Annotated in this window: 15 protein-coding genes and 1 tRNA gene; 12 read left to right on the forward strand and 4 right to left on the reverse strand. The window is 42.1% G+C overall.

Features of this window, described 5'->3' with window-relative positions; all coding sequences use genetic code 11:
* Positions 1-358 precede the first annotated feature (358 nt).
* The 10 genes from AAGA18_06050 to atzF all read left to right on the forward strand — a co-directional run bounded on the left by AAGA18_06050 (position 359) and on the right by atzF (position 14,424).
* Positions 359-1,549, forward strand: coding sequence for an outer membrane beta-barrel protein (locus AAGA18_06050; protein MEM9444899.1), 1,191 nt, complete (start codon positions 359-361; stop codon positions 1,547-1,549).
* Between the two features lie 749 nt (positions 1,550-2,298).
* Complete coding sequence (gene glnT / locus AAGA18_06055; GenBank protein ID MEM9444900.1) at positions 2,299-3,657, forward strand: type III glutamate--ammonia ligase; 1,359 nt, start codon at positions 2,299-2,301, stop codon at positions 3,655-3,657.
* Positions 3,658-3,697: 40 nt separating this feature from the next.
* Positions 3,698-4,756, forward strand: a complete 1,059-nt coding sequence (locus AAGA18_06060) for an ABC transporter substrate-binding protein (protein MEM9444901.1) — start codon at positions 3,698-3,700, stop codon at positions 4,754-4,756.
* Positions 4,757-4,821: 65 nt separating this feature from the next.
* The gene (locus tag AAGA18_06065; protein MEM9444902.1) at positions 4,822-6,183 is read left to right on the forward strand and encodes an ABC transporter permease; all 1,362 of its coding nucleotides are present in this window, start codon (positions 4,822-4,824) and stop codon (positions 6,181-6,183) included.
* Positions 6,183-7,091, forward strand: coding sequence for an ABC transporter ATP-binding protein (locus AAGA18_06070; protein ID MEM9444903.1), 909 nt, complete (start codon positions 6,183-6,185; stop codon positions 7,089-7,091). The genes AAGA18_06065 and AAGA18_06070 overlap by 1 nt, the downstream gene beginning before the upstream one ends.
* Positions 7,092-7,160: 69 nt before the next feature.
* Positions 7,161-7,607, forward strand: a complete 447-nt coding sequence (gene nikR, locus AAGA18_06075) for a nickel-responsive transcriptional regulator NikR (protein ID MEM9444904.1) — start codon at positions 7,161-7,163, stop codon at positions 7,605-7,607.
* 11 nt (positions 7,608-7,618) lie between these two features.
* Complete coding sequence (locus tag AAGA18_06080) at positions 7,619-8,341, forward strand: urea amidolyase associated protein UAAP1 (protein MEM9444905.1); 723 nt, start codon at positions 7,619-7,621, stop codon at positions 8,339-8,341.
* Between the two features lie 19 nt (positions 8,342-8,360).
* On the forward strand, positions 8,361-9,002 hold the full coding sequence (locus tag AAGA18_06085) for an urea amidolyase associated protein UAAP2 (protein MEM9444906.1): 642 nt from the start codon (positions 8,361-8,363) through the stop codon (positions 9,000-9,002).
* An 8-nt stretch (positions 9,003-9,010) separates the two neighbouring features.
* On the forward strand, positions 9,011-12,616 hold the full coding sequence (uca, locus tag AAGA18_06090; protein MEM9444907.1) for an urea carboxylase: 3,606 nt from the start codon (positions 9,011-9,013) through the stop codon (positions 12,614-12,616).
* Between the two features lie 5 nt (positions 12,617-12,621).
* Positions 12,622-14,424, forward strand: a complete 1,803-nt coding sequence (gene atzF / locus AAGA18_06095) for an allophanate hydrolase (protein MEM9444908.1) — start codon at positions 12,622-12,624, stop codon at positions 14,422-14,424.
* Between the two features lie 22 nt (positions 14,425-14,446).
* On the opposite strand, the gene AAGA18_06100 is transcribed toward atzF, so the two are convergent.
* From AAGA18_06100 to AAGA18_06115, 4 genes are all read right to left on the reverse strand, one after another.
* Positions 14,447-14,833 carry a hypothetical protein gene (locus AAGA18_06100; GenBank protein MEM9444909.1) on the reverse strand — a complete coding sequence of 129 codons (387 nt, stop codon included), beginning with the start codon at positions 14,831-14,833 and terminating at the stop codon, positions 14,447-14,449.
* Between the two features lie 67 nt (positions 14,834-14,900).
* Complete coding sequence (locus tag AAGA18_06105) at positions 14,901-15,869, reverse strand: FHA domain-containing protein (GenBank protein ID MEM9444910.1); 969 nt, start codon at positions 15,867-15,869, stop codon at positions 14,901-14,903.
* Between the two features lie 165 nt (positions 15,870-16,034).
* Positions 16,035-17,003 (reverse strand): hypothetical protein, encoded by a 969-nt coding sequence (locus AAGA18_06110; protein MEM9444911.1) that lies wholly within the window; start codon positions 17,001-17,003, stop codon positions 16,035-16,037.
* A gap of 768 nt (positions 17,004-17,771) precedes the next feature.
* Complete coding sequence (locus AAGA18_06115) at positions 17,772-18,107, reverse strand: hypothetical protein (GenBank protein ID MEM9444912.1); 336 nt, start codon at positions 18,105-18,107, stop codon at positions 17,772-17,774.
* A gap of 141 nt (positions 18,108-18,248) precedes the next feature.
* Here AAGA18_06115 and AAGA18_06120 point away from each other — a divergent pair.
* Positions 18,249-18,333: transfer RNA gene (locus AAGA18_06120), tRNA-Ser, on the forward strand.
* Between the two features lie 222 nt (positions 18,334-18,555).
* Complete coding sequence (locus AAGA18_06125) at positions 18,556-19,593, forward strand: DUF21 domain-containing protein (protein MEM9444913.1); 1,038 nt, start codon at positions 18,556-18,558, stop codon at positions 19,591-19,593.
* The last annotated feature ends 12 nt before the right edge of the window (positions 19,594-19,605 follow it).

Genomic DNA, 19,605 nt, shown 5'->3' on the forward strand with positions numbered 1-19,605 from the left:
AAAATAAAACAAACGGTTGGTTAAATTACTACATTTTAACCAACATCTAGCTCGAGCTAAGACTGTAGTAAACCGTAGAATTTGAATTCATCGAATCACCACAGTCTTACTATTATCACGAGTTATAAACAAGTGCGGACACCGCGGGTTAAAATATGTTCAAAGTTTTTTATTTTTTTCTAAAAAATCGTGTTGACCAACCGAACTTACTTCATAACCTGATAATTATATAGAGGTGAGGGAGTTTGGTATACGCTATGCCAGGGTATCGCCTCTATTCAGTAACCAAAGTATCTGTATTCCTGAGTGTGGGTTCACATAAATGATACAGATATTAAATAGGAAGAATATAAAGAACATGAATAAATTCGTAACTAGCCTCTTCGCAGCCGCAGCTATTGCATCACCTACTTTTGCAGGTGCTCCTGCCCCCGCTGCCAAGGACCTCGAAGAAGTAATTGAAGAAGTAAACTACGTAGAAACAGCTAAGACAGGAATCATTTTAAGTGGTTATGTCGATGCTGGTTATATCTACAACTTTAGCAGTGGTGGATCAGCCCTTCGTGCGCCGGATGACAATAGTGCAGAGGGTGATTTTAATCTTAATGCATTCAAGCTAGCCCTAGAGAAACCTCTGAGTGACGCTAACGAACTTCAAGCAGGTTTCCGCGTTGACCTTGTATTCGGTGAAGATGCTGGTTCTACATTCGGCGGTAACACAGCGGGATCTCCTGATGGCGACAGTTTCGCCGTAGAGCAAGCTTATGTTCAATTTCGCATGCCTGTTCTCAATGGTGTCGATGTCTCGGTTGGTAAGTTTGTTACTTGGTTAGGCTACGATGTTTTTGAACGTCCTGCTAACCTACACATCACCTATGGTAACCTTTTCTGGAATGCGATTCCAGCTGACCACACGGGTATCGCATTCACAACTTCCATCAATGATACCATTGATGATGTCGGTTTCGCTATAGTCAACGGAGTAAACACTGATGATGGAGCTGGTCTAACAGACACCGATACTTACGGTCTGATGGCTAAGGTCAATGTTACGAACCCAGGCGGAAACGCTAATTTCTACCAATCTATTTATTATTCATGGAATGGCGCAAACGATTGGGCACTTGGTGGAACCGCTAATGGCGAAACTTTTGTTTATGACAGTTGGGGAAACTGGTTGCCAACCTTTGCTGATGACAAGTTATTGCTAGGAGCTAACTTCAATTTTGGATACGCTGAACTGGGTGGAACACTGGACGAAAGTTTCTGGTGGGGAACTGCTCTAGAAGCTAAATACCAGTTTACCGACATCTTCAGCCTCGCGGGTCGTTGGGATTACTTCAACGCTGTTGATGGAAGAAAGCTAGGAACAGCAGGCGTAACAGAAGAGATTTACAGCTACACTCTAACAGCTGGATTCGACCTTCTTGAAAACTTGCTGCTTCGTGCCGAGTATCGACTCGACTGGGGAAATGGCGTGGAAACCGATGGCCCTGGAACAGATGGGATTGTTCACACAGTTGCAGCACAAGCTGTATACAGCTTCTAACCAAAGAAGTTAACGGAATTGTTTTCACAAGAGCCCTACTGAGTAGGGCTCTTTTTTTTGCTTATTTGCCATTTGCCAAATAGCTATGAAAATGAGTCAAAACTCGAATCAGGCTAAGCCACCCCTCCAATAGCAGAAACAAAACCACATGCCTGTTAATGAGAGCATTACTGAATTAAACCCGGACGATGTCATAAAAGCTTAGCGAGATGCCCAAAAGCTTGAGCCACAAGGAAAAGAGAATCGATTAAGATATATCCATCCCATGGTCTCAGCGTAGCTTTTACAACAAAGCGAAGGCTTAGATCCAAGCGCGCAGATCACCCATCCAGAAAGAGGTGAGACATAGGTCTCCATAACGTAATATCTCTAGGAGATTCTATGCTTCTTGGGCCAAGATCTTTAAGTCCCTACCGATGCTTTAGACTCATCACCTTAGTTGAGAAGAAAGCTCACTCATAAGATCAAATGGCCCAAGCTAAAAAGACAGGGCTTATCGAGCTGCATGAAAGTGCCAAAATCTTTTGGACACCCGTGGCATGGTATTTGCTAATAAACAATGTGTTTCTAGAATTTAGAATGAAAGAAATAACTTGGGGCACCAAATTAGCAATGGGTGAAAATAGATAAGCAGCATCTTGGATAGATAATGGAATATTTAACAAAGGTAAGTAAAACAGCCAATCATAAGCCGTTCTTATTTGCATAAGAGTATGATTTTTTTGTTCATTCGTCATACTTGAAAGACAATGACCAGCTCAGACACAAAAAGTATTTATGAGACCTTAAAAAGTAATGGGGTCAAATATTGCCTTGGTGCTTACGTGGATATTCATGGCTGGCCGAAGGGTAAAATAGTCCCTATAGATCACTTTGAGCACTTTGCTCAGGGCTCCGAACTTTATACGGGCTATGCACTCGATGGTCTTGGGCAGTCACCCAATGATGACGAAATAGCCTCTGTACCAGATCTTGACCACATTATTCAGCTACCTTGGAAACCGGAAGTAGCTTGGATGCCAGCTGATAATACATTCCATGAAAAACCATATGAAGTCAGCACTAGGGTAGCATTTAGAAGAATATTGAGAAAAGCTGAGTCGCTAGGTTTTAAGTTCAAGCTAGGCATTGAGTGCGAGGTTTACTTTGTAAAAAAAGATGACCATGGAAGGCTCATCAACCCAAATCCCAACGATCAATTAACTAAGCCCTGCTATGACGTCCCAGCTTTCTTTGACCAATATGCACTCTTAGACGAGATCGTCACAGCCATTAACAGCTTAGGCTGGAATGTCTATTCATTTGACCACGAAGATGGCAACTCTCAATTTGAATTTGATTTCGCTTATACTGACGGACTTCATATGGCCGATCGCTATATTTTCTTCAGATTCTTAGCCAAACATTATGCTAAAAAAGTTGGACTTATCGCTACGTTCATGCCAAAACCCTTTGCCGACAAGACTGGCAATGGAGCACACTTCAATATGTCACTTGCTGATATAAACACCGGAGATAACCTTTTTGCCTTAGACAAAAAGGATGATCCCAAAGGACTTGGACTTTCAACATTGGGCTACTCCTTTATCGCAGGTATCATCCAACATGGTCAAGCACTCTGCGCAGCGTTTGCTCCATCGGTTAATAGCTATAAGAGGCTGGTTAGACGCGGAGCAATGTCTTATTACTCATGGGCTCCAGTTTTAAACTCATTTGGAAGCAATAACAGAACAAACTCCATTAGAGTCCCTATGAATGGCGGACGTTGCGAATCAAGAAATGTGGACTCTTCTTGTAATCCTTACCTTGCGGCAACACTTGCCTTGGCTGCAGGCTTAGAAGGTATTGAAAAAGGTCTAGACCCTGGTTTACCTCATAATGAAAATCTTTATGAATATTCTGATATGGAGTTATCTGAAAAAGGCATTGAACCCTTGCCCCAAAATTTAAGTGAAGCTGTAAAAGCGTTTTCTGAAGATCCCTTTGTAGAAGAAACTTTAGGATCGGAGCTGACCAAAGAATTCATCACCTATAAACAACAGGAATGGGAAGCATATCATCAATCCATCAGTCAATGGGAAGTAGATTTCTACTCTGGCTTATATTGATTATAGACACCCAAATCAAAACTCGAAAGGAACAAACAACATGGACAAAACTAGATTCGTGATACCCTCAATCCTCGCTGCTATGGCCATATTTGTCACTAGCTGCTCAGAGCCACCGCCACCAACTCCTACGGCTAAAGAAGAAACTACTCCGACTCCAGAATCGGTAGTAGAAAAAGAAGCTCCTGAAACACCAACACTAAAAATCGGTTACAGTGATTGGCCAGGATGGGTAGCTTGGGAAATTGGCATTGCTAAAAAATGGTTCGAGGAAGAAGGTGTCGACGTTAAATTCGAATGGTACGACTACGTGGCCTCTATGGACGCCTATGTCGCAGGAAATGTAGACGCCGTTTGTATGACTAATGGCGATGCTTTAGTCACTGGAGCAACTGGCAAACCCTCTGTAGGCATTATCATAAATGACTTTTCTAATGGTAATGATATGATCGTCGCAAAACCGGGTATCGAATCAATAGCCGATTTGAAAGGCAAAAAGGTTGGCGTTGAAGAGGGCTTTGTTTGTCATTTACTCTTATTAAAAGGTCTAGAAAGTGTAGGCTTATCTGATGCAGATATTACAATAGTTAATACACCTACTAATGAAACCCCCCAAGTGCTAGCATCGGGGGCTGTTGATGCTATCGGAGCATGGCAACCTAACTCTGGTCAAGCCCTTAAGACCGTAGCTGGATCAAAGCCTGTTTTCACCTCAGCAGATGCGCCAGGTATTATCTATGACCTACTCTATGTCTCTCCTGAAAGCCTTGCGGCCCATAAAGCTGAGTGGATGAAGGTTGTTAAAGTTTGGTACCGTATTGTTGATTACCTAAAAGATGAGAGTAATACTGATGATGCTCTCAAGATTCTTTCCAGCAGAGTCAACCTACCTCCTGAAGAATACGAACCATTCCTAAAAGGAACTTACATTCTCACTTTAGACGAGGCATTAGTCAGGTGGCAGGAAGCTGAGGGCCTAGGCTCAATTTATGGCTCCTCTAAGATAGTAGACGATTTCAACGTACGTTTCGAAGTCTACAAAGAACCTTTAGACACCACTAAGTATCTGGACTCAAGCCTTACGAAAAGCTTGAAATAACTATCCTTATCATCTCAGCGGCTTAATTTTCTATTAATTAAGCCGCTTGAAAATTAAATATTTGTATGAGCCATGAAGTAGCCAGCAAGCCCTTTAAAGAAGAGTGGTTTACCATTCGCAAAGACTTAAGCCAGGAAAGACAAACCTTTTTAACCATCTTCTCATTTCTCATACCACTTTTTATTTGGGCATTACTAAGCTATGTCCCCCCATTTGCATGGCATCCTGATATTAAGCTATCTATTTCTGCAGATCAAAAGGGGGTAAAAACTGTTTATTCGGCCGGTGATCGGGTAAGCAAAGAACACTTTCCATACTTTCAGGCTGCCATTCGAAAAGAGAATCAAGACGTTCTGGCAGCGGAATCATCTTCGAAGACTATTCCTTCTACTCAGCGTGATAACCTAAAAACTCTTCGACACCTAACTCATATAGCTATTAAGCAAGGGTGGGTGCTCGAAGCAGAGAAAGAAGATGATGCAGCCATCTACAGGACATGGGGAAAACTTGCTACAGGCAAACTCTACGCTAAAGATTCCGTCATCTCGCCAGAAAACCTTCTAGTTATCCAACATAACTGGAAAACACTAAGTCTAGTGAGCACGGAGTACTCTTACAAAGCCTTACCCAAGACACAACTACTCAAACTGGTCCCCACTGGCAAGAGTTCAAATCCTGTTTACCTCCCTGCACCTCACGAGGTTCTTCAAGCCGGTTTTTATGACTTCACCACGGATCCTGGTAGAGATAAGCCTTGGATGTACCAAAGATTCTTGCATTCCTTAAGGATCGTTTTCGGAGGCTTTTTATTTTCCTGCCTGCTCGGCATACCTCTTGGCATTCTTTGTGGAACTTACGACTTCTTCTCTAAGCTAGTCGAACCCTTTATCGATTTCTTCCGCTATATGCCCGCACCAGCTTTTAGTACCCTACTGGTTGCCATATTTCTAGCACATGATGCACCCAAAATTGCACTCGTTTTTGTGGGGACTTTCTTCCAAATGGTCCTTGTTATTTCCAAAACTACTCGTCTTCTTGACCGTTCCCTGCTTGAAGCTGCCCAGACACTTGGAGCTAAGAATTTTCACTTACTTACAAGAGTTATTATCCCTGGCATCATGCCGAATTTATATAACGATCTGCGTATTTTATTGGGATGGTCCTGGACATGGCTAGTAATCGCTGAACTCATCGGCGTTAAAACGGGCCTCACTGAGTTTATCGAAACTCAGGGAAGATGGCGAAATTTCGATCGGGTTTTTCCAGTTATTATTGCTATTGGTATTACAGGATTTTGTACAGACCAAATACTAGCTTGGCTTCGCGTCTACCTTTTCCCTTGGCATGATACTGCTGAAGGCCAAGGTATGAAGAAAATCTTCAATGTCTTCAACATCTTTAAGAAGACAAAGTCCCAATCCGTATAATGAGCCTTTCAAAAGACATCAAAGCATTAAAGCTCCCGGACTATCGCGAACAAACTAGTGAGGTAAAGGAACGTTTCAAACAACTAAAAGAACGCCCAATACAACTCAGGGTTAAAGAGTTGGGACGAATCTTTGAAAGTAGTAGCGGACCTATTGAAGCACTGAAGGATATTAATTTTGAAATATACCGCCGCGAATTTACTGTTGTGGTTGGACCATCTGGATGTGGCAAGTCAACACTCATTCGTATCCTAGCTGGATTAGATTACCCAACTTCTGGCACTGCCTACACAGATGACAACATCGTTCAAGGGCCCTGCCCAGAAAGAGGCATGGTTTTTCAAGGTTACACACTCTTTCCTTGGCTAACAGTTAAGAAAAATGTGATGTTCGGCCTAGAAATTAAATACGGTAATAGCGCAATAGCCGAACCTGAAGCTATGGAGTGGATTGAACTCGTCGGCCTTTCGAAGTTTGCTAATCATTATCCACACCAACTATCTGGCGGCATGAAACAGCGAGTTGCTATTGCTAGAGCTTTGGCAAATGAACCTCGCATCTTGATTATGGATGAGCCATTCGGCGCATTAGACGCCCAAACGCGTTGCCAAATGCAAGCTCATCTGCTGCGTATTTGGCGCGAGGTAGACGTAACAATATTATTTATTACTCATGATTTGGATGAAGCCATATACTTGGCTGACCGCATTATTGTTCTAGATTCTCACCCAGGACGCATCAAAGAGATTATAGAAGTTGGCATCCCTCGACCTAGGGAACCGGAGCAATTTTTAAGCCCCCTATTCCTTTCCATTAAAAATCGCCTAGAACACCTTATACACTCCAGGAATATAGAAGAGGAAATCCCTATGGTAAAAATGACTCTGGAAGGAGATGATGTTGAATAATTTTAACACTTATTTAAATTTTTTGTTCATACTTTTCAAATAATTCTTCATACTATAAACTGGAAACATATGAAATCTGATTCATTGACTTTAGCCGGAGGTGTTCAAAGATTCACCGTAAGTTTACCGCGCAAACTTTTTACTCAGTTTGAGAGAATGATCCATAGCAAAGGCTTTTCAAACAGATCTCAAGCTGTCACAGATTTAGTAAGTAAAGCAGTAAGCGAGCACCAAACCAAAATCTCCAATACCGTCATGACAGGAGTCTTGACTGTTATTTATGAGCATCGCAAACGAGATCTTCAAAACCGCCTTACCCAACTTCAGCACAAATATCTTAAAGAGATTATTTCCATCCAACTTATACATCTTGAAAATGATCATTCCTTGCAAGTACTCCTCATGCAAGGCCCTGGAAAAAGACTTAAAATGATTTCAGATGAATTTATAACCTGCAAAGGAGTTAAACAAGGCAAGCTAGAACTTAGTGCAACCATTATCCCACAACTTTATTAGCATCTAATCATATGAAAATCCCTGAAGATAAAATCCGATTCTCATTAAAAATTCAAGCAGGAGAAAACTGGTCACATGTCTTAAAAAGAGGAACAACACTTCAACTACATGACATAGAAGGAGGTGCAAATATTTCTATGATGCTCTACAACTTTGAAATACTAAGTGAGCGTTACAATATGCCAGACACGCTTAAGGCCCAACATACAGCTTATCTTACCAAAGGGCATTGCCTTTATTCTGATATGGGCCGTATTCTTGCTTCTATTACAGAAGACTCGTGCGGTTGGCATGATACGATCTCAGGCTACTCAACTCCTGAAATTATTGAAAAAAAGTATGGCACTGGGACTTTTCAAGAACTCCGTAATAAATTTCACCGAAATGCCTATCACGGATTTCTTCAAGAATTAGCAAAATATGACATGGGGCCGAGAGACCTAATACCCTGTGTTAATTTTTTTAGCAAAGTCACCAATGATTTGCATGGTAATCTTAGTTATGTTCCCAATCATTCCAAATCCGGTAGTATTGTCCATCTTCGTTCCGAAATGAACACACTTATCATCTTGAATACATGCCCCCATCCTTTGGATACTAGCCCAACATATAACGCAAAAAAAATCGAAGCAACTATCTGGACTTCGCCCCTGATTGAATCAGATGATGCATGCCGAACCTCGTGCCCGGAAAACGAAAGAGGTTTTATCAATACTGAACGATATTTTCTGTAACCCTAAATTAAAATAAACTATGACTACAAAAGAAAGCCAACTTAAGCCTGCCTTAGCCATCTACGATGAGACCATTCTAGCTGGAGACGGTTGGATGCATGAAATTAAGCAAGGCCAAACCCTACGCATCGAAGATGTTGAAGGCAATCAAGCAGTAGACACGCTTTTTTATAATGCCCAAGACTATGAAGACCGCTATAGCGCAGTAGATACCATAAGAGAACAAGGAAACATTTATCTCACCACTGGAACGAAACTAATATCAACTAAAAGAAACACTTTACTGACTATCGTCGCTGACACTTGCGGACGCCATGATACTCTCGGCGGCGCATGCTCTACGGAGAGTAATACTGTTCGTTATTCTTTAGAGAAACACTATATGCATGCATGCCGCGATACTTTTACAAGATATGGAGCTTTATGGCCGGAACCTTTCAGCAAAAAAGATATCACCAACAATATCAATTTCTTCATGAATGTTCCAGTCACCCCAGAAGGCAAGCTGACTTTCGAAGATGGCATTTCTGCGCCAGGACTATATGTTGAGCTCCTTGCTGAATTGGATACGGTATGTCTTATTTCCAACTGCCCACAGCTAAACAATCCTTGCAACGCTTATAATCCCACTCCTGTTCGTGTGCTTATTTGGAATCCTTAGCCAAAGCTATGTTTCAAAAAGTCCTCATAGCCAATCGTGGAGCCATAGCTTACCGTATTCAAAGGACCCTCAAAAGAATGGGGGTGCATAGTGTTGCAGTCTATTCAGAGGCTGACACTCATTCACGTCACACACTCAACGCAGACGAGGCTATTTTAATCGGTGAGGCTCAGCCTACAGAAAGTTATCTTAATATACACAAAATCATTGAAGCAGCCAAATCTTCTGGGGCACAAGCCATTCACCCTGGATATGGTTTTCTTAGTGAGAATACAGATTTTGTTAAAGCTTGCGAACGAGCTAACATTACTTTCATTGGCCCAACAGCGAAGCAAATCGAAGCTTTTGGGCTTAAACATTCAGCTAGAGAGCTTGCTAAAAAGTGTAACGCTCCACTATGCCCTGGCACGGAGCTATTATTAGACATAGATGAAGCCAAAAGCGCAGCAAAACAAATAGGCTACCCCATCATGATTAAGAGCACTGCTGGCGGTGGTGGCATTGGTATGCAGATTGCGTATAACGAAAAAGAGCTTTGCTCAGCATTCACATCTGTTAAGCGTCTCGGGGAACATAATTTTAAAAATGCTGGCATCTTCATTGAGAAATACATCGAAAGGGCCAGGCATATCGAGGTACAAATCTTTGGAGATGGTCAAGGGACAGTGATCGCTCTAGGAGACAGGGATTGCACTATCCAGCGACGAAACCAAAAAGTCATTGAAGAGGCGCCCGCACCTAACCTAGATGATCCTATTCGAATAGAACTACATCAAACAGCTATAGCCTTAGGCAAGTCGGTAAATTACCAGAATGCAGGGACGGTCGAATTTATCTACGACTGTGAAACAAATTCCTTCTACTTCCTTGAAGTAAATACTCGCTTGCAAGTTGAGCATGGCGTTACCGAAGAAGTCTTTAGCATTGATTTGGTCGAATGGATGCTGCTGCAAGCTTCAGGAGAATTTAGGGATCTAATGGCTTTCAATCTGAAGCCTCAAGGTCATGCCATGCAAGCGCGCATTTATGCAGAGAACCCTCAGAAAAATTTCCAGCCGAGCTCAGGCATTCTTACACATGTTACATTTCCAGATAATGCCCGATGCGAAACCCACATAGAAAGCGGATCATCCATCCCACCTTATTATGACCCCATGATTGCTAAAGTAATTGTTAGGGGTGATGACAGAGATCAAGCTTTAAAGAAATTAAGCCAATCCTTAGATGAGGCTTACTTATATGGAATTGAAACGAATTTGGATTATGTCAAACGGATACTAGAGACTGATGAATTCCATGATGTAAGGATAACGACAAGATTTTTAGACTCACTAACCACTCAAAGTAATACTATAGACGTTCTTTCCCCGGGAACTGTTAGTTTAGTCGTTTCATACCCTGGAAGGCTAGGGTTTTGGCACGTCGGAGTTCCTCCATCAGGACCCATGGATAATCTAGCTTTTCGCTTGGGTAATGCCGCACTCGGAAACGATGCTGGCGCTGCAGGTTTAGAACTTACTGCATCAGGTGCTAAATTAAAATTCAACTGTGATAAGCAAATTATCTTAACGGGTGCTCCTATGCACTCACAGGTCAATAACCTACCTGTCGATTACTGGAAAGTCATTCACATTAAAAGCGGAGATGTACTTAAAGTAGGTAACACTGTTGAAGATGGTCTAAGGTCCTATATTCTTTTTCAAGGGGGCCTTAAAATCCCTGACTACTTGGGCAGTAAAACAACTTTTCGCTTAGGTAAGTTTGGCGGGCATTGCGGGAGGTCACTGCAGACTGGTGACGTCTTACATCTAAATCAAACGAGTGCTCAGAAAATTAAAGAAATCCCAAGCGATTTTATTCCATCCTATAACAAGCGCTGGGAAATAGGTGTTCTCTATGGTCCACATGGAGCACCTGATTTCTTTACAGAGAAAGATATAGAAACATTTTTCAAAACCGATTGGAAAGTTCATTACAACTCAGATAGAACAGGTATCCGCTTGACAGGCCCTAAGCCACAATGGGCCAGGAAAGATGGAGGTGAAGCGGGTCTACACCCCTCGAATATCCATGATAATGCCTATGCCATTGGAGCCATCGATTTTACAGGGGATATGCCAATCATTCTAGGACAGGATGGTCCAAGCCTAGGAGGGTTTGTCTGCCCAGCAACAGTTGTCCAAGCAGAAATTTGGAAAATGGGACAACTAAAGCCAGGGGATACCATACGCTTCATACGCTTGCAATATGAACAGTCCCTGGTTGCCAAGAAAAAACAAGATCTGGAGATTAAGAACCTTGAAAGAACTGAAGCTGTTACGTCTAAAATTTCATCTAGCCCTGACTTGGATCAAGCTATCCTTCATCAAACGACTTCCACAGATGAAATCAATCAAACCGTTTACCGTGGCGCTGGCGACTCTTATGTGTTAGTTGAATATGGCCCCATTAGACTGAATCTTAACTCAAGATTCCGAGCACATGCTCTCATGCTTTGGCTACAATCTAATGAAATTAGTGGCATTATCGACCTGACGCCGGGAATACGCTCTCTACAGATTCATTTTGATAATTCCGTTATCACTCTTGACCAGCTAATGGAACACCTTCTTCGAGCCGAGCGACAATTAAAATCCATCGAAGACATGGTAGTGCCCACACGAATTATCCATCTACCCTTATCTTGGAATGACCCTTCTACTCAACTCGCAATTGAAAAATATAATCAAAGCGTGCGCGCTGATGCACCATGGTGTCCAAGCAATATTGAATTCATTCGCCGAATTAATGGGCTCGATTCTATCCAAGAAGTGCAACGTATTTTGTTTGAAGCCAGTTATCTAGTTATGGGACTGGGCGATGTTTATTTGGGAGCTCCCGTCGCCACACCTATTGATCCAAGACACCGCTTGGTCACAACCAAATATAATCCTGCTAGAACATGGACTCCTGAAAACGCCGTGGGCATAGGTGGCGCCTACCTTTGTGTCTATGGTATGGAAGGACCTGGCGGCTATCAGTTTGTAGGACGCACCGTGCAAATGTGGAATAACTACCACCAAACAAACCATTTTACAGCCAGCAAGCCCTGGCTCCTCAACTTTTTTGATCAGATCCGTTTTTATCCCGTAGAGGCTGATGATCTTTTAAAAATCCGTGATGACTTTTTACATGGCAAATATGAACTGAAAATAGAACATGCTCAATTTAGTCTTAGTGATTACAATCAATTCCTATCAGATAATCATGCAGACATACGAGTATTTAAAAATAAACAAAAACAAGCCTTTGAAGACGAACGAGAACGCTGGATAGAGAATGGTCAAGCTACCTTTGAAGGCAGCGAGCATGACTTTGAGGAAGCAAACTCTCAACATATCAATCTACTAGATAATGAAGAGGCTGTTGAATCTGTTATATCAGGAAGTGTTTGGAAAATTGAAGTATCTGAAGGTCAAGAAATAGATGAGGGAGATGTCTTAGTTGTGATTGAAGCCATGAAAATGGAAACTTCCATCCTTGCGCAAACTAGCGGAAAGATTGGCCAAATTCTTTGCCAAGCTGGCAACCCAGTTTCATCAGGTCAAACTCTTTTAACCATCCTTACCGACTAGCTAGCATGAAAGATCTTAGCCTAGATATCGACAGTCTACGTCGAGCTTACCAACAAAAGTGCATCACGCCTCGTGAAGTAGTAGAAATGATTCACAAGCGAATGGACGGGCAAGAATGGCGTAATGTCTGGATCACTAAATTAACTCTCGAGCAACTCGAGCCTTATTTTAGATCCCTACCCTTTAGCAAAATCGATTCTCTTCCACTCTATGGCATTCCATTCGCCATTAAGGATAACATTGATCTCGTAGACATTCCTACTACCGCAGCATGTCCAGAATATGCCTACATACCGACTGAGTCTGCGTACGTCGTTCAGCAACTCATCCATGCTGGAGCTATTCCTATTGGCAAAACAAATCTAGATCAATTTGCAACTGGACTAGTGGGCACACGCTCTCCTTATGGATCTTGCCCCAATAGTTTCAATCCGCAATATATCTCTGGAGGGTCTAGCTCCGGTTCAGCAATTGCTGTGGCTCTTGGTTGGGCATCTTTTTCCTTAGGGACTGATACAGCTGGCTCCGGAAGAGTTCCAGCCTCCTTCAATAATCTTGTTGGCTTAAAGCCTACTCGAGGTGTTTTAAGCACTAAGGGTGTAGTGCCTGCATGTCGAACACTAGACTGTGTCTCTATCTTTGCTCTCCATGTTGGCGATGCTAAAAAAGTTTTCAATATCTCCTCAATATATAACCAAAAGGATTCTTATTCTCGGCCATTCCACGCTCGTAAAAACAGGTCTGTGAACCAACTCAAGATCGGCATACCCATAAAAAAGCAAATCTTCAGTGAAGAGTTCCCTGAAACATATAGACTATTGAATGAAAATACTAGCCTTTTAAAAAACTTAGGTTATGAAATCCTACAAGTTGACATTTCCCCTATGCTTCAAGCAGCTAAGCTCTTGTATGAAGGACCATGGTTAGCAGAACGCTATGCCGCTATAAAGGAATTCATTGAAAAACAGCCCGAAAGCCTTTTCCCCACAACCAGAGAAATTATTACTTGTGGGAAAAAGGCTTCAGCTGTAGAGGCCTTTACAGCTTCTTACAGACTGCAAGACCTCATCCGAGAATCAGAAAAAATTTGGGAATCGATTGATGTTCTGTTAACTCCAACCACACAGACCATCTACACTTTAAAGGAAATTGATTCTGATCCAATCCGACTCAATTCTCTATTAGGGACATTCACCAATTTTATGAACTTGCTTGATTTCAGCGCCATCACGGTACCTGCTGGCCGCTATCGAGAGCAGTTACCCGACCTTCCTTTTGGCATTACTTGTGTTGCCCCAAGCTTTTCCGATCTTGATCTTATAAGATTTGCAACGCCTTTCCATCAAGCTCAAAAATGTTCCATGGGTGCTACAGAACACCCGGTCCCCCAGGATGTACCAGATGATAAAGCTCCACCTACTCATGTTGCCCTAGCCGTATGCGGAGCTCATCTCTCTGGTTTACCTCTCAACCACCAATTAACAGAACGTCAGGCGAAGCTTCTCAAATGCTGTAAAACAGCACCATCCTATCAATTTTTTGCTTTAGAAGGTGGCCCTCCCTATCGACCAGGTCTTATTCGATCTAATCAAGGTGATGCAATTGAGGTTGAAATTTGGGAAATGCCCCTAAAACATTTTGGATCTTTTGTTGCGAATATCCCTGAGCCTCTTGGCATCGGCAAAGTAGAGCTTGAAAATGGTTCGTGGGTTTCTGGGTTTATTTGCGAAGATTATGCAATTGAAAAAGCTGTAGACATTACATCGTTTGGGAGCTGGAGAAACTATATGTCCTCTTTGAATCAGTAATTATGAACCTAAAGAAAAGAACTCAAGACTCGCTATAAATAATTCCCATAGATTTGGTATAGGTTTCAATGCCTGTAAAATGAGCCTCCTTATCTCCCTGCAAGTAGCGAGTAGCTAACTCTTTCTCTATCTTCTTCAATCGCTTGATATGCTTCCTAGCTACCTCACCTTCAAGTGTCCCAAGCTGCTTACGATTAGCGCTTACTTTTTTACTAGACTGAGTCGTCCTGTAATCTTCAGTTAGTGAGGTATATTTTTTCTGCAAACGCAACAATTCTGTGGTGCGCAAATAGCTAAGCGAATAATCTTCAACCTCTGTCTTAAGCGATCGGCTACTATCCAAACTCTGACATGCTTGCATGAAAAAGGTCACCGCAAAACAGCAAGAAAGAAAACTCACAAGCCTCATAAAAACAGTGAAGCTTCGCGAATGTTTTGATCAAGACAGAACTTCGTTAATAAAGTTTTGGAAATAATTACTTTTTTCGCGTAAGTCGCCAATTGAAGGCATTTACGCCTCTAATTGAACGACGTTGACTTTCTCTCTTAACCAAAGTGTCATCCACCCCTATCGTCTTAGTCTTATCATCATCAGTAGTATTGGATGATAGTGCACTGCTTCGCTTTGGCGCAGGAAGCGGTTTTACTATTTTAGGGACTTCTTGGAAAGGCGCCGTGCCTCTCGTGCTCTTATCTATGTTCTGGGGTACTGGTGCAGCTGATGTTAAAGCTGAAAGACTCTTGTTCTTAATGGTGGCATTTGCACGAAGCAATACACTACCTACATAGATAGCATCTCCTGGAACCAATAAAGCATCCTCAACCTTTTCCTCGCGAAAATAGATACCATTGGTAGAGCCTAGGTCTAATACCTGTATAGTATTTTTAGTTACAGATACAGAGCAATGTCTCCGTGAAATTGAATGATGGGGAATAACTAATTCTGCAAACTCAGGCGTAGCACCAATAATCACAGTCCCTTTTTTTAACTCAAAAATATAACCTTTTAGCTCTGTATTCTCTGCTTCTAGGTATAGGGTATAGCGCCTAAAATCAGGCAATAAAACCGTTTGCTTTTTTTTGTCTACTCCATCAGACAAATCATCCCCTGTCATCTGCTGGATATGGCTTAACAACAACGCATTAGCAGGAAATTTTTCTGCTAACTTCCCAAACTCAAACAACACCTCTCTAGTTGTAACTTGACAGCTTACCCTATCAGACACTTCTCCCAAACGCCATTCAACCTTTGATTTTTCCCAGGCTAGCATTCCTAACACGGCTACTCGATGGCTCAGAGACCTCGTAAAGGCACGGGTCACCAAGCCTTTGGTTAGATAAATTTCACCGATATCTGGCACGTCTAAACGCTCTACGTATAGACACCCCGTCTCCGCTTTAGGCCCAGCAAGTTGTAGGTTTTTTATCAGATTAGAGTTAGCCATAGTCTCCTATCCTCCCCCTCGCAGCTTTCCCGTATTTTGTTAATATAAGCTACAATTGACATTAGATCGAGCTTTTTAAGTTCTATCTAAAAAAGTTTAGAGCTTATCAAGGCAGTATTTTGCAGAGGCTATGCAAAATAACACAAATATGGCGTAATACCAAAGTCAACGTTTAATACTGGCCATGACAAGTGCTTCAGGTCCCTCAGCTTGCATAATCAAATTCCCACGCCTGTCTAACTGTAGATCATAACCGCCAACACTAATTTTGCCACGCAGTAACCCATAGAGCTCTTGTGAACCAATTTTTATACGATTTTGGCCTCTCTCCAAAAACAGCTCATCTTGCGCTTTTGTAATAGTGCTTTCAACGCCCCTGGAGACAAAAGAATAAGAGGCACCTGACTCTAGTTGATCTTTAAGGGCTGGATATAACAACATACCAAAATGGAACATCTTGGGTTTCCACCATTTCGCTGTCCAAACCTTATTATTTTCATCAAAATCTACATCAGCTTTCCTCAAAAAACCCTTTTGCTTGGCAATATCTTCAACTGGAAAATTGCCAGCCTTATTGTTTAAACTCTTAACATCTACAGGCTGTGCTTGCTCGATTACCGGTAATGCTTGCGCTTCTTTGGCAGTTGTTTCAGCTCGGGCCGGCACCTCTTCACTCCAAGAAACAAGAACTGGCCGCTGGGGATCTTGAACTTTATTCGCAATAAGTGAAACCTCTCTATCTAGCTTTGCAGGAAGAGCTTTCAAAGACTTTTCTTGCATGGCACTAGCTTTTACCTCATCAGCAGTTGTATAAGCTCTACTTTGGGTTTCAGATTGAACTAGCGGCTTAGACTCCATGGGCTTATTGAGAGATTTCGGCTCCTTAGACTCTGGTAAAGTTTTTGCAAAGTGAGGCCCTGGCTTTGGGAGAGCATCTGTTACTGCATAGCCTTGAACATCACTCACCCCTCTAGCTAAGAAATACTCCTGCGCCAATTTCTTCTCCTGGGCTAAAATATCAGCCCAAGGGGAATGATGAGGTAATAATTTAGCCTCGCTAGTAGGGATTTGATCTCGAGTTTGCCCAGCTAACCTAAAATAAGATGTAAGTACAGATGGCTTCACACCTTCCATAATCTAAATTTACGCACATCCTGTGCCAATATTGATAGATCTCATTGCTCTCCTATGATCAGGCTTATAAAAGAGCTCACTTAGCTCTAACCTAGATGATGTCATAGAAGTTGAACGAGATACGTAAAAGCTTGAGCCACAGGAAAAAGAGAGTCGACGGAGATGTAACAGAAAGGTGACATCTCTTGGGGACTCTATGTTTCTTCGTGACAAGATCTTGCACAGATTCTTAAGTGTCTATGGCATCATTCTGGGTTTAACGAGGCAAAAAAATCCTTAGCCTCGGAAACTCTTTCTCATAGCTAGAGAAATAGCCTGATTTACCCCCTTTTGTACACAGAAGCCTATATTCCCAGAGCACCTAATTTAGAAAAGTGAGAAGAAATTTGTTACCTATTTTATTGATCTCAATCGCTTTTTTGGCCAGGCAATCACTTCTTGCCATGAATGCTCCTGTTAAACCTAGACTGTGCAATAGAAATTGAAAGAGATGCATAAAAGCTTGAGTCAGAAGGAATAGAGAGTCGACCAAGATCTATTCATTGTATCGTCTGAGCGTAGCTATCAAGCATGTAGAGCGCCAATCCAGATAGAGGTGAAACCTGAGCCTCAATAAGGTGATAGCTCTAAGGAGAGAATTATGTTCATTAGAGGGACGGGATCTTACACAGATCTTTAAGACTCTACGGCGCCATTCGGGTTTCATCTAGCAACTCTAATGCAAATAAGCGGCAAATACCGACTAAGAGCTGCTTTAAAGTTACGGAATTAATTTAAATCTCTTCTTTTGGCATGCTCACAAAGCCATTTGACGCGTTCTGGTGGACTCAGCATGATAAGCTCTACTGCTTCATCCATCAGTACCTCCGAATTGTCACAATCGATCACTGCACGGAAATCGGTATCCAAGGAGTAATAATTAAGAGTTACCGGGTCTGTGAGCTCTTCAGGTGCACTCGTTCTTTCAAAATTCATGGAGCAGACCTTATCTCCTTCCGAGAACTTCATCTCATAACCCCTGCAAACATCCGCCACGAGTAACTCATCCCAACTATTCGACCTGTAGTAAAATTCTACTTCTGAAGGATTTTCAAAATTCGGCATATAACGAGTGTCTCTTTCCTATAACACGGTACTATTATATTATTCGACTCGATTTCACCCGAAATAAGCTTATCTCAAATAATTTTCTTAGCTTGCTAGCGGCGGAAAGAATTGCTTTAATCACCGTTCGTTTTTGTGCCTGGAAGGGTGGCAGAGTGGACGATTGCACCGGTCTTGAAAACCGGCGTGCCGCGAGGTACCGTGGGTTCGAATCCCACCCCTTCCGAAATTGTCAGAAGCAAAACGTTGGCTCTCACCAAAAATTGGGCACACTCGAATGTTAATCATATTAGTCAGTAATATCGCGTCCTATGTACTCATCTCTAGGCCATGATTGACGAAATAGCGTTTATTCAACAATATCCTAGAAACCATCAGATGTGGATACAGCAATTCATAGATTCTAAAAAATCTTCAAACCTCTCATCTGAGTATATTTTTTCTGTTTATGAATAGCGAGCATATCATATGGGTCAGTATTTTCTTGTGCCTCTCGCAAAGCGCTATCTTTTCAGGACTGAATATTGGTCTCTTTTCCCTTAGCAAACTAAGCCTAGAGGCTCGAGCGCAGAGCGGAAGTAAGGAAGCCCGCAAAATCCTAAGCCTCCGCAGCAACTCAAACAAACTGCTGGCTACCATTTTATGGGGAAATGTCTCAGCTAATTGTCTACTGACTATGTTAAGTGACTCTGTGTTAGCCGGTGTCGCAGCTTTTTGCTTCTCTACTATCGCAATTACTATTATTGGAGAAATTTTGCCCCAAGCATATTTTTCTAGATACGCACTCAAGATTGGTTACATTTTAGCGCCACTTATCAGCTTTTATACCATCCTTCTCTACCCAATAGTGAAATTGACCACGCTATTTTTGGATCGCCTCCTAGGCCAGGAAGGCCCCGTTTACTTTAGAGAAAAAGACCTCCATTTCATATTGAAGAGGCACACAGAAGAAGAAGGTACAGACATCGGCGCTGTCGAAGGCATAGGTGCCATGAATTTCTTAAAACTTGATGACATCCCGGTTTCCAAGGAGGGAGAAGTGCTTCATTCTAAAAGTATCATTTCCTTACCCACGAAAAAGGGAATCGTCTTTTTTCCCGAGATAACCATGGAGTTCGATGACCCTTTCCTAAAGCAAGTCAATGCCAGTGGCATGCCTTGGGTGGTCATTACCGATTACAAAAATGACCCTAAACTTGTATTAGATGCCGATGGCCTCATGCGAGATATCATTTCACAGAAACAAAGAAGACCCTTTTTCCACTGCCATAAGCCTATTGTCGTTACAGACTCAGCCAAAACATTGGAGGACATCATAAGCAAACTTCACGTCCATAAGACACATGCCGAGGATGATGTTATCGATCACGATATTATCCTATATTGGGGGAAGACAGAAAAAAGAATCATTACCGGGGCAGATATCCTGGGAAGGCTACTCAGAGGTATCGTCCAAGGAAAAACAATTAGTCCTAAGGGCAACTAATGAACTATTCAT

This window comes from Verrucomicrobiota bacterium (assembly GCA_039192515.1).
Classification (GTDB): domain Bacteria; phylum Verrucomicrobiota; class Verrucomicrobiia; order Methylacidiphilales; family JBCCWR01; genus JBCCWR01.